The 17563-nt window shown below is 62.5% G+C and carries 17 protein-coding genes; 4 read left to right on the top strand and 13 right to left on the bottom strand.

Annotated elements, in window-relative coordinates; all coding sequences use genetic code 11:
* Nucleotides 1-20: 20 nt before the first annotated feature.
* Nucleotides 21-503 carry a helix-turn-helix domain-containing protein gene (locus tag M0954_RS30265; RefSeq protein ID WP_297357175.1) on the top strand — a complete coding sequence of 161 codons (483 nt, stop codon included), beginning with the start codon at nucleotides 21-23 and terminating at the stop codon, nucleotides 501-503.
* A gap of 52 nt (nucleotides 504-555) precedes the next feature.
* On the opposite strand, the gene M0954_RS30260 is transcribed toward M0954_RS30265, so the two are convergent.
* Entirely contained in the window at nucleotides 556-2928 is a 2373-nt protein-coding gene (locus M0954_RS30260) for an HAD-IC family P-type ATPase (protein WP_297357173.1), read from the bottom strand.
* Nucleotides 2929-3516: 588 nt separating this feature from the next.
* Between M0954_RS30260 and M0954_RS30255 the strand changes: the two genes are divergently transcribed.
* The 3 genes from M0954_RS30255 to M0954_RS30245 all read left to right on the top strand — a co-directional run bounded on the left by M0954_RS30255 (nucleotide 3517) and on the right by M0954_RS30245 (nucleotide 5119).
* Complete coding sequence (locus M0954_RS30255) at nucleotides 3517-4173, top strand: BON domain-containing protein (RefSeq protein WP_208297103.1); 657 nt, start codon at nucleotides 3517-3519, stop codon at nucleotides 4171-4173.
* Nucleotides 4174-4209: 36 nt separating this feature from the next.
* Nucleotides 4210-4485: a hypothetical protein gene (locus tag M0954_RS30250; RefSeq protein ID WP_122154798.1), complete on the top strand. Its 276-nt coding sequence runs from the start codon at nucleotides 4210-4212 to the stop codon at nucleotides 4483-4485.
* Nucleotides 4486-4594: 109 nt separating this feature from the next.
* The gene (locus M0954_RS30245) at nucleotides 4595-5119 is read left to right on the top strand and encodes a universal stress protein (protein WP_297357171.1); all 525 of its coding nucleotides are present in this window, start codon (nucleotides 4595-4597) and stop codon (nucleotides 5117-5119) included.
* A gap of 121 nt (nucleotides 5120-5240) precedes the next feature.
* On the opposite strand, the gene pgl is transcribed toward M0954_RS30245, so the two are convergent.
* The 12 genes from pgl to M0954_RS30185 all read right to left on the bottom strand — a co-directional run bounded on the left by pgl (nucleotide 5241) and on the right by M0954_RS30185 (nucleotide 17453).
* Complete coding sequence (gene pgl, locus M0954_RS30240) at nucleotides 5241-5945, bottom strand: 6-phosphogluconolactonase (RefSeq protein ID WP_122154800.1); 705 nt, start codon at nucleotides 5943-5945, stop codon at nucleotides 5241-5243.
* Between the two features lie 69 nt (nucleotides 5946-6014).
* On the bottom strand, nucleotides 6015-7061 hold the full coding sequence (hypE, locus tag M0954_RS30235) for a hydrogenase expression/formation protein HypE (protein ID WP_122154801.1): 1047 nt from the start codon (nucleotides 7059-7061) through the stop codon (nucleotides 6015-6017).
* Entirely contained in the window at nucleotides 7058-8248 is a 1191-nt protein-coding gene (hypD, locus tag M0954_RS30230; RefSeq protein WP_122154802.1) for a hydrogenase formation protein HypD, read from the bottom strand. Before hypD ends, hypE begins: the two co-directional genes overlap by 4 nt.
* Nucleotides 8245-8565 (bottom strand): HypC/HybG/HupF family hydrogenase formation chaperone, encoded by a 321-nt coding sequence (locus M0954_RS30225; protein WP_144156255.1) that lies wholly within the window; start codon nucleotides 8563-8565, stop codon nucleotides 8245-8247. The genes hypD and M0954_RS30225 overlap by 4 nt, the downstream gene beginning before the upstream one ends.
* A complete protein-coding gene (hypF, locus tag M0954_RS30220; protein ID WP_297357169.1) occupies nucleotides 8556-11000 on the bottom strand; it encodes a carbamoyltransferase HypF in 2445 nt (814 codons plus the stop codon). Before hypF ends, M0954_RS30225 begins: the two co-directional genes overlap by 10 nt.
* Entirely contained in the window at nucleotides 11000-11902 is a 903-nt protein-coding gene (gene hypB / locus M0954_RS30215) for a hydrogenase nickel incorporation protein HypB (protein WP_297357167.1), read from the bottom strand. The genes hypF and hypB overlap by 1 nt, the downstream gene beginning before the upstream one ends.
* Before the next feature lie 19 nt (nucleotides 11903-11921).
* Nucleotides 11922-12269, bottom strand: a complete 348-nt coding sequence (locus tag M0954_RS30210; RefSeq protein WP_122154805.1) for a hydrogenase maturation nickel metallochaperone HypA — start codon at nucleotides 12267-12269, stop codon at nucleotides 11922-11924.
* Nucleotides 12262-12756 carry a hydrogenase maturation protease gene (locus M0954_RS30205; protein WP_122154806.1) on the bottom strand — a complete coding sequence of 165 codons (495 nt, stop codon included), beginning with the start codon at nucleotides 12754-12756 and terminating at the stop codon, nucleotides 12262-12264. The genes M0954_RS30210 and M0954_RS30205 overlap by 8 nt, the downstream gene beginning before the upstream one ends.
* The gene (locus M0954_RS30200; RefSeq protein ID WP_122154807.1) at nucleotides 12753-14267 is read right to left on the bottom strand and encodes a Ni/Fe hydrogenase subunit alpha; all 1515 of its coding nucleotides are present in this window, start codon (nucleotides 14265-14267) and stop codon (nucleotides 12753-12755) included. Before M0954_RS30200 ends, M0954_RS30205 begins: the two co-directional genes overlap by 4 nt.
* 20 nt (nucleotides 14268-14287) lie before the next feature.
* Nucleotides 14288-14887: an NADP oxidoreductase gene (locus M0954_RS30195; RefSeq protein ID WP_183143161.1), complete on the bottom strand. Its 600-nt coding sequence runs from the start codon at nucleotides 14885-14887 to the stop codon at nucleotides 14288-14290.
* Nucleotides 14884-15624: a 2Fe-2S iron-sulfur cluster-binding protein gene (locus M0954_RS30190; RefSeq protein WP_297357165.1), complete on the bottom strand. Its 741-nt coding sequence runs from the start codon at nucleotides 15622-15624 to the stop codon at nucleotides 14884-14886. Before M0954_RS30190 ends, M0954_RS30195 begins: the two co-directional genes overlap by 4 nt.
* Nucleotides 15621-17453 (bottom strand): NAD(P)H-dependent oxidoreductase subunit E, encoded by a 1833-nt coding sequence (locus M0954_RS30185; protein WP_297357163.1) that lies wholly within the window; start codon nucleotides 17451-17453, stop codon nucleotides 15621-15623. The genes M0954_RS30190 and M0954_RS30185 overlap by 4 nt, the downstream gene beginning before the upstream one ends.
* Nucleotides 17454-17563 lie beyond the last annotated feature (110 nt).

The following is a 17563-nucleotide window of genomic DNA, read 5'->3' as shown; positions in this document are numbered from 1 at the left end:
GCATGCACGAGCTCGAGCGCGTGAAGATCATCGAGGCGGTCGTCCAGCATCGCCTGACGATCGTACTGGCGGCTGAACGGCTGCAGCTGTGTGAGCGTCAGGTCAGCCGGCTGGTGCAGCGCTACCAGGCTGCGGGTGTTGCCGGACTGGTTTCGGGCAAACGCGGTCGGGCGGGCAACCATCAATTGCCCGATGGAATGGCTCGACGCTCGCTGGCCACGTTGGTCACCTTTGCCGCCGGCATTATCGGCACCGGTTTTTTGACGCTGCCAGTGCTGGCCATCTCAGGTGCCTATGCGATGGGCGAACGGCTCACATGGCCAGTGGGTCTTGCCCGTCTGCCGTTGCAGGCGAAGGCGCTCTATGGCGTGATCGCCGCGGCGACGGCCATCGCAGCCAAGGTGCCTACCCAAGCAGATCACGTCATTTCGCCCTCCTCGCTTTCGCCGTATTCCAGCAGCTCGCGCTGCGAGCCCAATGTGCGGCAGGTACGTCGATATTAGCGGCCAACGAACGGCATGGACAGACTTGAAAACTATTCACGACGATTACGTACTAAGCAATATTCAGACGTCTGCAGATCGGAATCTTTATCGCGTTCAGCGCAACCGAAAATACAATTGCCGTGACCAGCACGCAAACGGCTACCTTGGCGGAGATCGGTGTCATGGCGATTCCGCCAACAGCAAGCATCAAAGCAATGACGATATCGGCCACGGACGAAACGACCAGCCAAAGGCTCGGACGCGTGCCCCACATTTTCCGGCGTTCGCGAATAGCGTAGAGCGTTGCCTGACTACCGAACACAAGAAGAAGGAACGTCAGCGTGCGCAGCCTATCAATCCCAAGATGCAGACCATAGTGACCAATGGCGAGACCACCGCCGCAGAACGCGAGCAATGCCATGCCGATCGCGATGCCAGCGAGCGTCAGGTTGCCGATTTTCCATGCATTCGGGGTGGGCGACGGATCGACGTTATCGGTGGTCAACGACATCGCGAGAAAGTCGCCCGCGATCATCAAGATCACCATCAGGAGCGGGGTTAGCACGGCCTGTCCGGTGATCACCAGACCGGTCACCAGCAGCATCGAAGTGACGATTTTCTTAAGAATCGAATTGAGCGTATAGGTCTGAATGCGCTGGAACGTGACGCGCCCTTCCCTTACGGCCGCGACAATACCCGCGAGTCCAGGCTCAGTGAGCACCATCCCGGCAGCCGATTTCGCGACGTCGGTTGCCGTTGATACAGCAATGCCGATCTGCGCCTGACGCAACGCCGGTGCATCGTTCGCACCGTCGCCGCACATTCCGACAATGTGGCCGCCATGCTGAAACGCCTTGACGAGGTTATATTTGTCTTCAGGCAACACGCCCGCGAACACCGCATAGGCGTCAGGCCGGACGTCAGCCGGAATGGCGCCTGGGGGACACGTCGCACCATCGAGCCCCACCGCATGCGCGACGATGGCTGCTGTGGCCGGCGCGTCGCCCGTCACCATCATGACTTGCACGCCAAGACCATGCAATTCGGTCACAAGCGAGGCAGAGTCGTCGCGCGGTGGGTCGCTTAGCGCGATGAGCCCGGCAATCTTCAATGCAGACGGCGCTCCGGTCGCCACCGCCAACACCCGAAAGCCCTTTCCTTCCAGTTCGCTGGCCTGCGCTGCGGCTGCCGGCATCGGCTCTGAGAGCGCCGCGATAACCGCGAATGCGCCCTTCAGGATTTTTAGCGTGGCGCCGCTCGAGTCGGTGGCGCTCGCTTCGGACATTTTTTTAGCGGGATCGAACGGCGTGAAGTCGGTCAGCTTCAGTGCGGTTGCCTTGATGTCGCCTGAGGCAACCGCCCAGATTGAGCTATCGACCGGGTCCTGGCTACCTTCCGCGCTGGCAAGCGCCGCCAGTGAGAGTACATGCCCTTTGTCGAAACCCGGGCTCGGCCAGACCATCGTGACCGTCAGTGCATTGCGCGTCAGCGTGCCGGTCTTGTCGGCACACAGCACATCCATGGTGCCGGCTTCGTCCACGGCCGTCAGTCGTGTCGACAGGACGCCGCGCGCAGCCAACGCGCGCGCACCGAGTGCGGCCGACAGCGTGAACGTGGCGGGCAGCGCAACCGGGATCGATGCCAGCACGGCAGTGAGCACCAGCGGGACGATGTCGGCAAACGGAATCCGTAAATACAACGCACCGCCGATCAGCAGCACAATGACAACGCCACTGAATATGGCGAGATTGCGCACGACCAGCAGTACAGCCTTCTGCTGCGAACTCACCACGTGCGCGGTGCGCACCAGCTCGGCAGTGCGGCCGAAACGTGTGTTGGTGCCCGTAGCTGTCACTACCGCCTCTGCCGCGCCGCGGCGCACCAGCGCGCCGGCAAAAGTCTGCGTACCGACCGTGGCTTCGATCGGCACCGATTCGCCGGTGAGCATCGAATGATCGAGCAGCGTGTTGCCCGACAGCAGACGCATGTCCGCCGCCACGATGCCCCCAAGCGACAGTTTGACGACATCACCGGGTACAAGGTCAGCGGCGGCAATGGTGGACCACTTACCGTCCCGGCAGACAGAGGCGTTCAGTGCGAGTCGTGATTTCAGCGCCGCGAGCGTGGCTTGAGCACGGCTCTCCTGAAACAGCCCGAGCACGGCATTGAACACCAGCAGCCCGGCGATGATGCCAGCCTCGACGTATTTGCCGAGCACCAACTGGAGAACGATCGCAGCTTCGAGCATCCACGGCACGGGAGACCAGAATTTCCCGATCGCCGTGCGCAAGGGGTGCACCGACGTGTCAGGCATGGCATTCGGGCCCGACTTGGCGAGTCGCGCGCGCGCTTCGCCGGAACTCAGGCCGCCCGGTGCCGGTGCGTTGCCGGCGGCCGTCTCATTGGGTGCCGAAGCGGGTGCGGCCAGGGTAGTGTCGCTCATGAGACTGGCTCCGGAGCCTGGCTGCTGCCCATGTCGATATCAGGCACGTTCGTGAGGAAACGCGAGCAGCACGCCGTCGACGTCAAAAATGCCGGCGGAAAGCGTGGCGTGAGGGGCCGGCGCGGGGCGTGAACTGGGCGACCTGTCATGCGTGGCATCTGTCCAAAATGATGGCGGGCTGTCACAGTCAACCGGGAGTGGCTACGTCTGTTTGACTCGACGAATCGAGTCGCATCTAAACGCACAGTACCTGACATAGGCCTGACACAACAGCTTCGGAAAACACTCAAGCCATCCAGTTCAAGGCTTGCTTAAGAAAAACCGATTCGCAGCGGTCCATTGCATATGAGTCGGAAGCACCCGATTCACGTCAGTGGGCCCCTGTTCCTCAGAGCGGAGATATCTGAGTAGTTTCCGACTCTGTCGCGCTAACATTAACCGCCCTACCATAGTGAAGATTGACACGGCGACTTCTTCAGAGTCAACGAACGCTCGCGCGGAGTATGCGCGGAGGGTGACCTCTTCACGCTCTGAATGCGCTTAACGCTCTCAGTTCATCGTCCACTCATCAATTTTCCCGGAGGCATCATGGCAGTCATCTATGACGACACCAAGCTGCAACAGGCAGTTCTTGCGGAACTTGCGTGGGAGCCGAGTGTGACGGCTGCTCATATTGGAGTGACCGCGATCTCAGGCATCGTTACGCTAACCGGTCACGTCGAGAGCTACGCGGAGAAACACGCAGCCGAAGCTGCCGCCGCCCGCGTGAAGGGCGTCGAGGCGGTAGCCGAAGAAATCGAGGTTCGACTCGGTTTCGACGCGAAGCGCAGCGATAGCGATATCGCTGCAGCAGTTCTCAATCGACTCGAGTGGGACGTCGCCGTGCCAAGGGCTGCAGTCAAGGTTAAGGTCGAAACCGGCTGGATCACCCTGAGCGGAGAGGTAGACTGGAATTTTCAGAGAGAGGCAGCCGTCCAGGACGTACGCAGACTGCTAGGGGTGGTCGGCGTATCAAATCAGATTGCGATCAAAGCTGGAGTCGATGTTTTGCAGGTGCGCGGAAACCTCATGCACGCCCTTTATCGCTCCTGGTCCGACCCACAGAACATCACGGCGACCGCGCACGGTGGAACGGTGCGGCTGACCGGCACTGCCCGGACGCCGCATGATCGCGAGCTTGCTGCGATGACCGCGTGGTCCACGCCAGGGGCGACCGCGGTGGTGAACGACATTACGATCGCGTAGTAAACGACCCGCTCATCTTATAACCGGACGGCGCACATGGCCACGCATCAGTTTCATGAGTTCAGTGAAGACGAAAAAGCTGACGCGGAGTCAATTTTTGCCAGTCATGGCTTCGATATCATCGATTTCGACATCCGTGACGAGGATCAGTATCGGGCGGCCAATAGTGCGGGCCCGATTCGCCGACAAGTCATGGTGACTCGACGCAGTAATGACAAGTCTGTTGTTTATGCCGCTGGTCAAGGCACAGCGTGGCACGCCGAGTTCGAGTGCGATTTGGCGTCCGGAGTGTTCGGCGTCAGCTCGGTTTAGCGATGGGGGTTGTGCTCAAGCCGCTGATTTCAGGCCCCGCATTGCTCTATGTCCTACATTCCCATCCTGGGACGGCGCTCACCGTCCAAACGAATTCTTCGAGGCCGATATGTATAAACGCATTCTGGTAGCGATTGACGGCAGCGAGACGTCTGAACATGCGTTCGATACCGCGCTGCAACTCGCACGCGATAGCGATGCACAGTTGCAGCCGCTCTACGTCGTCGACAACCCGTTGATGGCGTACGACGCGTTCGGCTACGACCCGACGAACCTGCGCGATGCCTTCGTTGAGGAAGGCAAGCGGCTGTTGGCCGATGCACTGGCGCGGATGAAGCACGAGAGCGTGGCCGGTGTGCCACGAATTGTCGACGTAGCGCCAGTCGGCGAGGACATTTCGGAGCGCATCCGGATCTCGGCTAACGAATTCAATGCAGATCTGCTGGTGCTCGGCACGCACGGGCGCCGGGGTTTCAAGCGTCTGTTTCTAGGCAGCGTGGCCGAACGCGTCGTGCGCAGCGCAAGCCTTCCGGTGCTGCTGGTGCCGGGCCGGCAAGCGCAAGCCACGGTCGCGGACGCGGCCAACCCTGGTCAGACCGAGGTAGCCGCGGCGGCGCATGAACTGCCCCGATAAGGCTGTCAAACCCTTGCTGTGGCTCCGATTGCATTTCGTCCCATGAACAGCTAGCCAATCCACTCCGCCGGCGTTCCGCTTCTGCAGCCGAAGCCGACACCTGTTGCGAGACCGGCCCAGACTAGTCTGCAGACCAGTAGACGTCCAATTTCACGTCCTTGGCATTGGCCAACTGCGAGATGGCATTTCTTTGGAGTGTAGCGGCCGCCGCGTTCAGCACATCGCGCTTGCGAGAACCGGCAATCAGCAAAAACAGATGGCCAACCTGTTTCAGTGCAGATAACGACATGCTCACCCGGGCATGCTGCGCGCTGCCCGGGTGCACGGCAATGAAGCGTGCATTCGTGGTGATCGCGCCGTCCCATTCAGGTGAATCCGCGAAGATCGACGCGGTGTGGCCGTCTTCCCCCATGCCCAGGACGGCGACGTCCGGTAGCTTGCGAGCCGGGTCGGCGTTCAGTGCGGCGACATGCGCGTCGAGTGATTGGCTGGTGTCGACTAGCGGCCAGAACGCAGCGGCTTGCGCGGCATTCTGCAACAGCGTCTCGTGCGCAAAACGCGAGTTGCTGTCGCTATCCGTTTCGGGAACCCAGCGGTCGTCGACCAGCGTCACGTCAATGCGCGCCCAGTCGAACGGTTGAGTGGACAATGTTTGCAGAAATGGACGCGGACTGGTTCCACCAGACACTGCGAGCGTTGCATGGCGCGCTCCGTCCGCCGGCGTGACCACCTGTGCGCCGAGCGACGCATGTAAAGCGCCGCCCACCGCCTTCGCGAGGGCCTCGGATTGAGACTGTTGGTCGTCGAACTCATAAAAGGTAATCATTTCTTCTCCTAGTGGTTCTCTTCCAGGTAAATCGCTGCTGCCCCGCCGGACATCGCAATGATGACCGCGCTAGCAGATGCGCGGCAGCTGTTCGCCGACCAGCATGTCTACAATCCGCTGACCGCCGAACTCCGTTTGCAGGATCACAATCCCTGCGGGCTGCGCGACCACCTCGCCGATGATGGCCGCGTGTGTTCCAGCCGGATGGCGGCGCATTGCTGCAAGTAGCCGCTGTGCGCAGCGCGCGGGTACGAGCGCAATCAGTTTGCCCTCGTTGGCCAGATAGAGCGGATCGAGCCCGAGAAGTTCACATGCGCCCCTGACCTCTTCCCGTACCGGTATCGCGGTCTCCTGTATATGGATCGCAACGTCCGACGAAATCGCGAATTCGTTCAACACAGTCGCCATACCGCCGCGCGTCGCGTCCCGCATGCAATGAATGTCGTCGCACGCGCCGAGCATCGTCGCTACCAGCGAGCCCAGCGGCCCGCAGTCGCTGGCAACGTCGGCCTGCAAGGCGAGTTGCTGCCTCGCAATCAGGATCGCCACGCCGTGGTCCCCAAGAAAGCCGTTCACGATTACGGCGTCCCCCACCTGGGCGCGGCGGGCGGAAATATTCACTCCCGCCGGTACGATGCCGATCCCGGCCGTGTTGATGAACAGCTTGTCCGCGCTGCCACGCTCGACCACCTTGGTGTCGCCGGTCACAATCGATACGCCCGCCTCGATCGCCACCCGCTGCATACTGGCCGCGACGCGACGCAGTGTATCGACAGCAAGCCCCTCTTCTATCACCATCCCACATGAAAGGAAGAGCGGCTTTGCACCCGACATCGCGAGATCATTGACCGTGCCCGATACCGCCAGCGCGCCGATGTCGCCCCCGGGAAAGAACAGCGGATCGACGACATAACTATCGGTGGTAAATGCAAGGCGGTCTCCGTGTCGCGCAAGTTCGGCAAGCGGAAACACCGCCTGGTCCTCCAGCGCCGCGAGTGCAGGATTGTCGAATGTAGCGACGAATACGTCTTCGATCAGATCGCGCATCGCCCGGCCGCCACCACCGTGCCCGAGATTGATCGTCACGTCCCGCAGTTTGTTGATCCTGTCATTCATGCTTGCACTCGCAGCGCCGCCGGAGCGGATCCAGTCCGAACAACGGCGCGTCCGGTCAGCGCCGAGGTATCGATGCGTGCGTAGCGATAGTGCGCCGCGCACGCGCCTTCGCTCGAAACCATCAAGGCGCCAAGTGGCCGGTCTGGTGTACACGCAGTGCCAAACACCTTGCACTGATGCGGTTTAATGAGACCTTTCAGGACCTCTCCGCACTGGCACGCCTGCGGATCGGAAAACTGCAGGTTGGCTACAGGAAACTTACGCTCGGCGTCGAACGCGGCAAACGTATCGCGAATCCGCACACCGGAGTGTTCAATCGATCCAAGCCCGCGCCATTCAAAGAACTCGCGCGGCTCGAATACTTGCTGGATCGCCGACAGCGCCTGCGCATTGCCATCCTCGGGCACGATGCGGGCATACTGGTTTTCCACTTCGCAGCGGCCCTCTGCAATCTGGCGCAACACCATGAAAACCGAATGCAACACATCGAGCGGCTCGAATCCGGCGACGGTGATCGGTCGCCGGTACTGCTCCGCAATGAAGCGATACACACGGGTTCCGATCACCATGCTGACGTGTCCCGGGCCGAGAAATCCGTCGAGGCGCAGGTCCGGCGAATCGAGAATGGCCTTGAGCGTTGGAATGATGGTAATGTGGTTGCAAAACAGCGAAAAATTTTCGATATGCCCCGCATGCGCCTGAAGCACCGTCATTGCCGTGCTCGGCATCGTGGTTTCAAAGCCGAGCCCAAAGAAGATCACTTCGCGATGCGGGTTCGCACGCGCAATCTCCAGCGCGTCGAGTGGAGAATAAACCATCCGCACGTCAGCGCCGTCGGCCTTGGCCTTAAGCAAACTCGTGCGGGAGCCTGGTACGCGCATGGCGTCGCCGAAGGTCGTGAAGATCACTTCGGGCCGCTCAGCGAGCGCCACACAGTCATCGACGCGTCCCATCGGCAGCACGCAGACGGGGCAACCGGGACCATGCACGAACTCGACCTCCGGCGGCAGCATCTGGTGAATCCCGTAGCGAAAAATAGAATGCGTGTGACCACCGCACACCTCCATGATCTGCAACGGCCGCTCCAGACCGCCGCGTGTGCGGTCGATCCGTTCGACTAGCCGATGAATCTCGAGCGTCAGCGCACGGGCTCTGTCCGGATCGCGGAATTCGTCGACGTATTTCATGGTGTGCTTCCTGTCGCGCTGAAAGTATCTGTCGCGCTCCGCAGATCGTCCAACTCGTCCAATTCTCCCGCCTCATCCATTTCACCGAGTTCGCGCAGCAACGCGAGTGTGTGCATCGCCTCTGCCTCGTCGAGACGGCTCATGGCGAAACCGACATGGACAAGGACCCAGTCACCGACACACGCAGCCGGCGGCAGCTCTTCGTCGACAATGAACGCGATGTTGATCAACCGCCGTACCCCACTTACCTCGACCAGCGCCAGGTTATTGACCGCATCGTGGATGGCGATGATCTGTCCGGGAATGCCTAGGCACATGACGGGTTCCTTTGCTCTATGCCTGCAAGCGCACGCGCGGCGGCAATCGCGGCCTGCCCCAGCGCAATGCCGCCATCATTCGCGGGCACCATGCGATGAGCCAGAACCACCACGCCGCATGCGGCAAGCCGCTGCGAGAGCTGTTCGAAAAGCACTGCGTTCTGCATGACGCCCCCGGACAGCGCGACCGTGCGCACTGAAAGCTCCGATCCACGCGGCCTCGACTCAAACACACGCTCGACCATCTGCACGATCGCGACCGCGAACCCTTTATGAAAGCGCGCGGCGATCACCGGCGCCGGCGTCGCGCGCATCAGGTCGTCGAGCAGCGCAATCCACATCGGCTTCGCGTCGATCAGAAGCGGGTCTCCTGCGTCCGATGTTTCACGAATGCGAAACTGATAAGCCAGTGCATCATCTTCATCATTTAGTGTTCGCCGGTCGATCAGCGCCTCGAATTCGATTGCGGCCTGCCCTTCATACTCCACCCGCTCGCGGCATACGCCGCTTGCCGCGGCCACCGCGTCGAACAGACGTCCAGCCGAACTCGCGACCGGACTGTTCACTCCGCGTTCGATCATCTGTTCAAGCAGCGCTAGCGGCCTGCCGGCAAGAAAGCGGACGAGCTCGAGCCTGGCGTATCGCTGCGAGACCCATGCCCACCCCAGGCTGGCGTGTAAATGGGCATAGGTATTGCGCCACGGCTCGAGGACAGCGCGCGCGCCGCCCGGCAACGCCACCGGCATCAAGCTGGCCACGCGCGCGCAGTCGACATATCCACCCAGCAGGAATTCGCCGCCCCAGAGGTCATGCCCAGCGCCCATACCAAGGCCGTCGAGGACGACGCCGAGAACATTCGAAGCGAGGCCGATATCGTTTTCCGCGAGACAGGCGGCGAAATGTGCATGATGATGCTGGATCTCGGCAAGCGGCAGACTCCGTTGCCGCGCGATGTCTATTCCAAGTTTGCGCGACAGATACTCGGGGTGCAGATCGACCGCGACAATGCGTGCGTCGTGCCCGAACAGCTTTTCATATCGATCGAGCGACGCCTTGTAATCGCGATAGGTCTCGCCGTTTTCAAGCTCGCCGATGTGATGCGAGAGGATCGCTTCGCCTTCGCGCAGAAGGCAGAATGCGTTTTTCTGTTGCGCGCCCATCGCAAGCACCGGTGGCGCGGCGGCGAAATCATGCGGCAGTCGCAGCGGCGCAGGCGCGTAGCCACGCGAGCGGCGCAGCAGGCGCGGCACGCCGTGCAGCACTCTCGCCACTGAATCGTCAATGCGTGAGGCAACGTCGCGATCGTGCATCAGAAATGCATCGGCGATACCCGCGAGCCGGACGCGAGCATCGTCGTTCGCGGTGCATTGCGGTTCGTCCGCGACGTTGCCGCTAGTGAGCACAAGTGGGACGTCGAGCGCACGCATGATCAGATGATGCAACGGTGTCGACGGCAGCATGAAGCCTAACGTCGCGGTGCCCGACGCCACGCCGGAAAGCTCGCCGCCCGTTAGCTGCCCGATCGCCGGCATGATGACGATAGGCCCCGCGGCGCTCTGCAGCAGCGCCGCGTCTGCATTGCTCACGACGCAATACCGTTCGATCATCGTCATGTTTCGCGCCAGCAACGCGAACGGTTTGCGCGCACGGCGCTTCAGCACGCGCAATTTCGTCACCGTCGCCTGCGCAGTCGCCATGCACGCAAGCTGAAAACCACCCAGCCCCTTGATCGCCACGATGCCGCCGAGCCGGAGATAACGACACGCGGTCTCAAGCGGATCGCCTCGTTCCCCCGAGCCATCGGCCCGCTCGATCCATACCCGTGGCCCGCACACCGGACAGGCCACCGCTTGCGCATGAAAGCGCCGGTCTGCGGGATCGTCATATTCCCGGCGACAGGCGGCGCACAGCGGGAATGCAGCCATCGTCGTAGCGCAACGATCGTAGGGGATCGCGCCGACAATCGACAGGCGCGGTCCGCAATGCGTGCAGTTTGTGAACGGATAGCGATAGCGGCGACCCGATGGATCAAGCGTCTCGTCAAGACAGGCCCGGCAAGTCACCGCGTCGGGAGCCACGCCCGTATGGGCAAGACCACCACCGCTCGCAACGATCCTGAATACGCCGGGCGATGGCGACGTATCGGAAACCGCACGCCGCTCCACCGAGTCGATCCGCCCAAGCGGCGGACAGCGGCCATGCAAGCCCGCGACGAAGCGGTCAAGCGCCGGCATATCCGCCCACGCATGAATCAGCACGCCTTCGGTGTCGTTGCAGACCGTGCCGCTCACGCCGCAATCGTGCGCGAGACGCCAGACAGCGGGCCGGAAGCCAACGCCCTGCACGAGGCCGCGCACACGAATCGCCTCGCCGCCCCGCTGGCTTACCGGCGGGTCGTCATCGCGAACGGCGTGCAGGCAGAGAGGCATTTCCATCACATGACCTGTTGCAGCCCAGTGCGCCGCTGGAAGGACTGCTTCTGGGGTCGGAGATGCTCATCGGCGCGTGGCGGCAGCAACCAGTTCAGCCAGTCGTCCATGCCGTCGCCGCGCGTAGCCGAGACGCGAATCACATCGATGGTGGGATTGACCTGCCGCGCATACTCGATGCATCGGGTCACATCGAAGCTAACGTAGGGCAACAGATCGATCTTGTTGATGACCATCAGCGTCGCGGCGGCGAACATGTCTGGATACTTGAGCGGCTTGTCGTCGCCCTCGGTCACCGACAGAACCACGACCTTGGCGGCCTCGCCCAGATCCCATAGCGCGGGGCAGACCAGATTGCCGACGTTTTCTATGAACAGCATCGCCCCGGCGTCGTGACCGTGATGCGCTGCCGCGTGAAGATCGAGGTGCGCAAACGCTTCGCCGACCATTTGCGCGTCCAGATGACATCCGCGTCCCGTGTTGACCTGAACGGCCGGCGCACCGGTGGCGCGAATCCGCTCGGCATCGACGCTGGTCTGCTGGTCGCCCTCGATCACGGCGACGGCAAGGCCTGGCCGACGTACCCTTAGGGCTTCGATGCTGGCGCAAAGCAATGTTGTCTTGCCTGAACCCGGGCTGGATACCAGATTCAGCGCCGTCACACGGTGCGAGGCGAAATGCGCCCGATTGCGGTTAGCGTGACGTCTGTTTTCATCCAGCACGTCGGCTTCAATGCGGATCGCCCGCGCCTGGCTCATGCCGGGCACCGACAAACGCGCAGCGCCGGTGCCGTAATGCAGGTCCCCATTGGCCGACGTCAGCGCGACGTGCGAAGCGCCGGCCGCCTCATCATCGGTATGAGTATGTTCGGGGCCAGCCCCGCTTTCACAACCACAGATGACACACATGGATCTCTCCTGAAAAATTTCAATCGTCGAACACAAGGATGTCGACTACACGCAGGTCTGTTCCCGCCGTGGCCTTCAGCATGAACTGGCCGCACTGCGAGCACGCTTCGGTGTGGCTTGCGATCTCTACGCTGGCGCCGCAGTGCAGGCACGAGGCGATACCGGGAATCTCGTCGATCGTGATCTCCCCGCCCGCGAGGCAAGTGCCGGGCATCATGGCGGTCAGCGCGAAACGCAAGGCCTGGGGCTCGACGCCGGCGAGTGCGCCAATCTCCAGACGCAGTTGCGCAACCCGCCGGAAGTGTTCGCGCGCGGCGGCTGCTTCAATCATGCTCACGATGCCGCCCGCGAGGCTGAGTTCATGCATGAGCAGCCTCGGACAAAGTGAGAGGCGGCGCCGCAAGCCCTTCCAGCCAGGCCTGCCCCCATGCCAACGCCCGTGCCAGATGATCGAGTGCGAGGGAACCGGGGGGCGCCCCTAATTCGAAATGCGTGCCGCGTATCGCCAGCAGCGTGCACGGCGGCGGTTCGGCGTGGTACAGGTCCCGATACACGTGCATCACTGCTTGCGGCGAGATTGCGTGTGTCGTAAAGCTGGTATCGCGCGATGGACGCGGCGTGGTGACCTCGAAAGGCATCGCGCAATTAACGCTGGCATCCACGAACAGCACGCGCTCGCGAGAAGCCAGGTCGAGTGCGTGCTCGACCTGTAGTTGGTAGTCCTCCAGGAAATCCACCCGGTTGCCGGCATCGGCTCCTGCCAGCAGCCGCAGTTGCTGTACGAACAACGGACCGAGCGCATCGTCTCCACGGCTCAGATTTCCCCACCCGAACACCAGCAGCGGTGCGCTCATGCCATTGCTCCCGTGCTTGCTGGCGAATGGCGCATCAACTCGCCATCGTGCGACTTCGTCAAGTGGTCGAGCGGTTCGCCGCCAGGTCCCAGCAGCAAGACGTCAAGCGGCATCCGTCCCAACGCATGCGTGGCGCAGGACAGACACGGATCGAAGGCGCGGATCGCAACCTCGACGCGGTTGAGCAGCCCCTCGGTCAACGTCTTGCCATCCAGGTATTCGCGTGCCACCGAGCGCACGGCCTCGTTCATGGCCTGGTTGTTGTGCGTCGTGGAGACGATCAGGTTGCATTGCGTGACGAGATCGTCGGCATTCACGCGATAGTCGTGAATCAGCGTGCCGCGCGGGGCTTCGATGATGCCCACCCCGCCTGCGCGGCGCTCGCCGCTCGCCATCAAGTCACCCTGAAGGATATCGGGGTCGTCTAGCAGACTCTTGATGACCTCGGCCGTGTGCAAGACCTCGATCATGCGCGCCCAGTGGTAGGCAAGCGTCGCATGGACCAGCGAGCCCTTGCCCCAGTCGATGAACTCCTTGCGCTGCGCTTCAGCCAGCGGACTGGGGATGAAGTCGCAGTTCTGCACGCGGGCCAGCGGTCCGACGCGATACCAGCCGGTCTCACGTCCGAGGCTGCGCAGATGCGGAAACTTCATGTAGGTCCAAGGGCGCGTTTCTTCCTCGATCAGGCTCATATAGTCCTGGTCGCTCGCACCGTCGAAGATGATCGCACCGTCGGCGTCGCGGGCGCGCAGTACGCCGTCGTAGAGATCCATGGCGCCGTCCGCGCGCACCAGCGACAGCATGTTCGAACGGAAGCTGCCGAAGCTGTCGTAGAGGGCCGGATTTTGCGCGTGAAGCTGTTTGGTGATATCCACGGCATCGGCCGCCCAGGCGATCATCTGATCGACATCCCGGTACAGCATGTCGCGATCCGCCTGGCTGACATGCCGGTTCATGCCACCCGGCACGGAACCCGTGCCGTGGATACGCTTACCCGAGGTGGCGCGGATCAGCTCCTGGCCGAATTTGCGCAACAGGATGCCCTTTTTGGCGATGTCGGGGTGCGCCTGCGCCACCCCGACGATATTGCGCAGGTCAACCTCCGAATCGAAGCCGAACAGAAGATCGGGCGAGGCAAGATAGAAGAAGTGCAGCGCATGCGACTGCATGACCTGACCGTAGTGCATCAGCCGGCGGATTTTCTCCGCGCTGCGCGTGACGGGCCGTGCCCCAACCACCTGATCCATCGCCTTGGACGCCGCCAACTGGTGCGACACCGGGCAGATGCCGCACAGACGCTGCACCATCACCGGGACCTCCCAGTACGGCCGCCCTTCGATGAACTTCTCGAAGCCGCGGAACTCGACGATATGCAGGCGCACCTGCTGCACGCGATCCTGTTCGTCCAGCAGGATCGTCACCTTGCCGTGACCTTCTACGCGCGATACCGGGTCGATGGCCACACGCCGCAATCCTTTCGGATTGGCGGCCGTTTCGAGGTCGAAGCTCATGGTGCGGTGCTCTCCCTTTGTCAGTCGTAGTGCATCAGGGCGTGTCCGAGATGCGGCGTGCGCCCGGCCATCAGGTCGTTCAGGAAGCTCCAGAACGCATCCGCCGACGGCGGGCAACCTGGCAAAAAGTAGTCGACATGCACCACCGCATGAATCGGACGCACCTGCTGGAGCAAGACTGGCAATTCCGGATCACTGGGAATCGCGCTGCCATCGCGAAGGCCCGCGCGATCGCGATAGACTTCGTTGAGCACGTCCGCCAGCGCGAAGCGGTTGCGCTCGGCCGGCAGGCCGCCGTTGATCGCACAGGCGCCCATGGCCACCAGTGTCTTGCAGTGCGCGCGAAACGCAAGCAGCACCTCCACGTTTTCGGAATTGCAGACACCGCCTTCGATCAAACCGATGTCGCACTGCCCGACTTCCTTGATGTCGGTGAGCGGCGAGCGGTCGAACTCGATGTGTTGCACCAGTTCCAGCAGGCGCTCGTCGATATCGAGGAACGATGTATGGCAGCCGAAGCAACCTGCAAGCGAGACCGTCGCCACCTTCAGCTTGCGAGGCCGATGGGCGGCATCGACGTCCGTCGCGGTGCTCGTCTGCGCGCTCGTGGCTGTGCTCATGACGCCTCCTGCGTGTCGGGATCGGCGGCCGTCTGCGGGTCGTAGCGGCGCTCGCCAATCGGGATCACGAAGCCGCGCCGCTTCGGCAGAATCGCGCCAACCGGGCAAATGCTCGCGGCCCGGTCGGTCAATTCCATATCGGTGTCGACGAGCTTGCCGCTGACGCTGTTGACCACCAGGTGTGTGCCGATGCCGTGCCCCGCGATAGCGAAAACATCCTTGCCGTCGATATCGTGACTCGCCCGTACGCATAACTCGCACAGAATGCAGCGGTTGAAGTCGATCATGACGTCGGCGTGGCTCGCGTCGATCGGCCGGCGCGGATAGAACTCGTCGAACAGCACGCCCTCCATGTTCATCTCGTAGGCCGTCGCTTGCAGCAGGCAGTTGCCGCTTTTTTCGCACGACGGGCAAAAGTGATTGCCCTCGACGAATAGCATCTGCAACAGCATCTTTCGCTCAGCGTTCAGTTCGTCGGTGTTGCTTTCGACTTTTTGCCCATCAGCGGCGTGCATCGTGCAGGCCGAGCCAGGGCGGCCCTTGACTTTCACGGTGCACACCCGGCACGAACCCTGCGGATGAAAGTCCGGATGCCAGCACAGGTGGGGAATATGACGACCGGCTCGCCGTGCGGCCTGCAGGATGGTGTCGCCAGGCTCGAACGGGACGTCCTCTCCGTCGAGCGAGAAAGCGTGGCTGGTACCGTTGGTACTGCCCGCGTTGACAGGTGTGCTCATGCTCCGCTCTCCCGTTGCGTGGCCGTGTCGTCGTCCCGCCCGGTTACACGGCGTGCCGCCTCGATCTCGGCGACGAGATCGAATGCAGGCTCGAATTCCAGCGACTTCAGACGCCGCTCATAGGCGGGCCGGAACTTCACAATCGTGTCGTGCAACGCATTACAGGCTGAGCCGCCGAGCCCGCAATGAGTGGTGCCGTGCATCAGGCTGTCGATGTCCGACAGCAGGTCCACGTCATGACGCGAGCCCCGGCCTGCGGCGAGCTTGTCCATGCTCTTCACCACCAGCGCGGTGCCGACCCGGCATGGCGTGCAGAACCCGCAGCTTTCTTCGGCGAAGAAGCCGGCATAGTTGCGCGCCACCTCGAACATGTCGCGCGAGCGGTCGAATACCATGAAGGCCCCCGCCGAGGGCACGTCTTCGAACGCAATCCGGTGGCCGAACTCGATGGCCGAAAGGCACTTCCCAGACGGCCCGCCGACCTGTACCGCCTGGGTATCGCGCGCGCCGCAATCTTCGAGGATACGGTCCACGCTGGTGCCCAGCGGATATTCATAGATGCCCGGCCGCTCGCAGTCGCCCGAGACTGAATGCAGGCTGGTGCCGGTGGATTTCGGCGTGCCAATGGCCGCCCACCACGCGCCGCCCTGCAACGCGACGTGCGTGGCAGCGCACAGGGTCTCGACGTTATCCACCACGGTCGGCTGGTCCAGATAGCCGTGTTCCGCCGGAAACGGCGGGCGGATGCGCGGCGTGCCGCGCTTGCCCTCCAGCGATTCGATCAGCGACGACTCCTCGCCGCACACATAGGCACCGGCGCCGACGTGGATATCGATGTCGAAATCGAAACCTGCATGGCCCAGAATTGAATCCCCCAGCAAGTGCGCAACGCGGCGGCGCTGCAGCACGTCCAGTAGCGACTCGAGCAGGTAGCGGTATTCGCCGCGCAAATACAGCATCCCGCGCCGCGCGCCGATCGCCAGCGCACCGATCGTCATCCCTTCGAACACCAGGTCGGGGTGACGGGTCAGCAATACGCGGTCCTTGAACGTGCCCGGTTCGCCTTCGTCCGCGTTGCATACGATGTAATGTTCAGAGCCTTTGGCGTCGCGGCAGAGCTGCCATTTCATGGCGGTGACAAAGCCGGCGCCGCCACGCCCGCGCAGATTCGAGCGGTTCATCTCGCCGAACAGCGCGGGAACGCCGCGTGCCAGCGCGGCCGCAATCGCGGAACCCGGTATCAGCGTCGTGCCAAGCAGGACATCGGCACGACGAACGTGATCGTCTACCCGGGACCAGTGCGCTGGCCATTGAGCTGCCGGCACGCGCGATTCAATCAGCTCTGCAAGCTGCGCGATACGCCCGGCGTCGAGCCGCGTGACCACCTGATGATGATTGATCAGCAGGGACGGCCCCTGATCGCAGAGACCCGTGCAGGAACAGAAATCGACGCTGACCCGGCCATCCTCGCGCATCTGCCCGCGCTCGACGCCAAGGCGCCGGCAGAGATCATCCAGCAAGGCCGCGTTACCCTGCATGCGGTCGGTGATGTTGTCGCTGAACAGCACGCGGTACTCGCCGGCAGGGCTCGTATGGAAAAAGCGATAGAACGTTGCGACGCCTTCCACATGTGCGAGTGTCAGGCCAAGCGCGCCGGCGATATAGCCAAGCAGATCGCGTGACAGCCACGTGTGCCGTGCTTGCGCCTCGCGAAGAATCTGGACCAGCGCATGGGGATCATGCCCCGCGCGCAACAGCACAGCGTCGACGGACCCGGATTCCAGACTGGCAGGTCCGGGGCTGGACTGAGGATCGGGTACGGCAGCCACGTTAGCTCTCCCTTGCGCGCTCGGCGCCTCTACGGTCAACGGCTCGCGAACTCGAGCACCACGCGCGACGGCACATCGCCGTGTGCCAGGCGATGAAACACGTTGTTGAT

It is taken from the genome of Paraburkholderia sp. (genome assembly GCF_026225065.1).
Taxonomy (GTDB): Bacteria; Pseudomonadota; Gammaproteobacteria; order Burkholderiales; family Burkholderiaceae; genus Paraburkholderia.
Note: the sequence above shows the minus strand (reverse complement) of the source record. Positions and strands in the feature narration are given on the sequence as shown.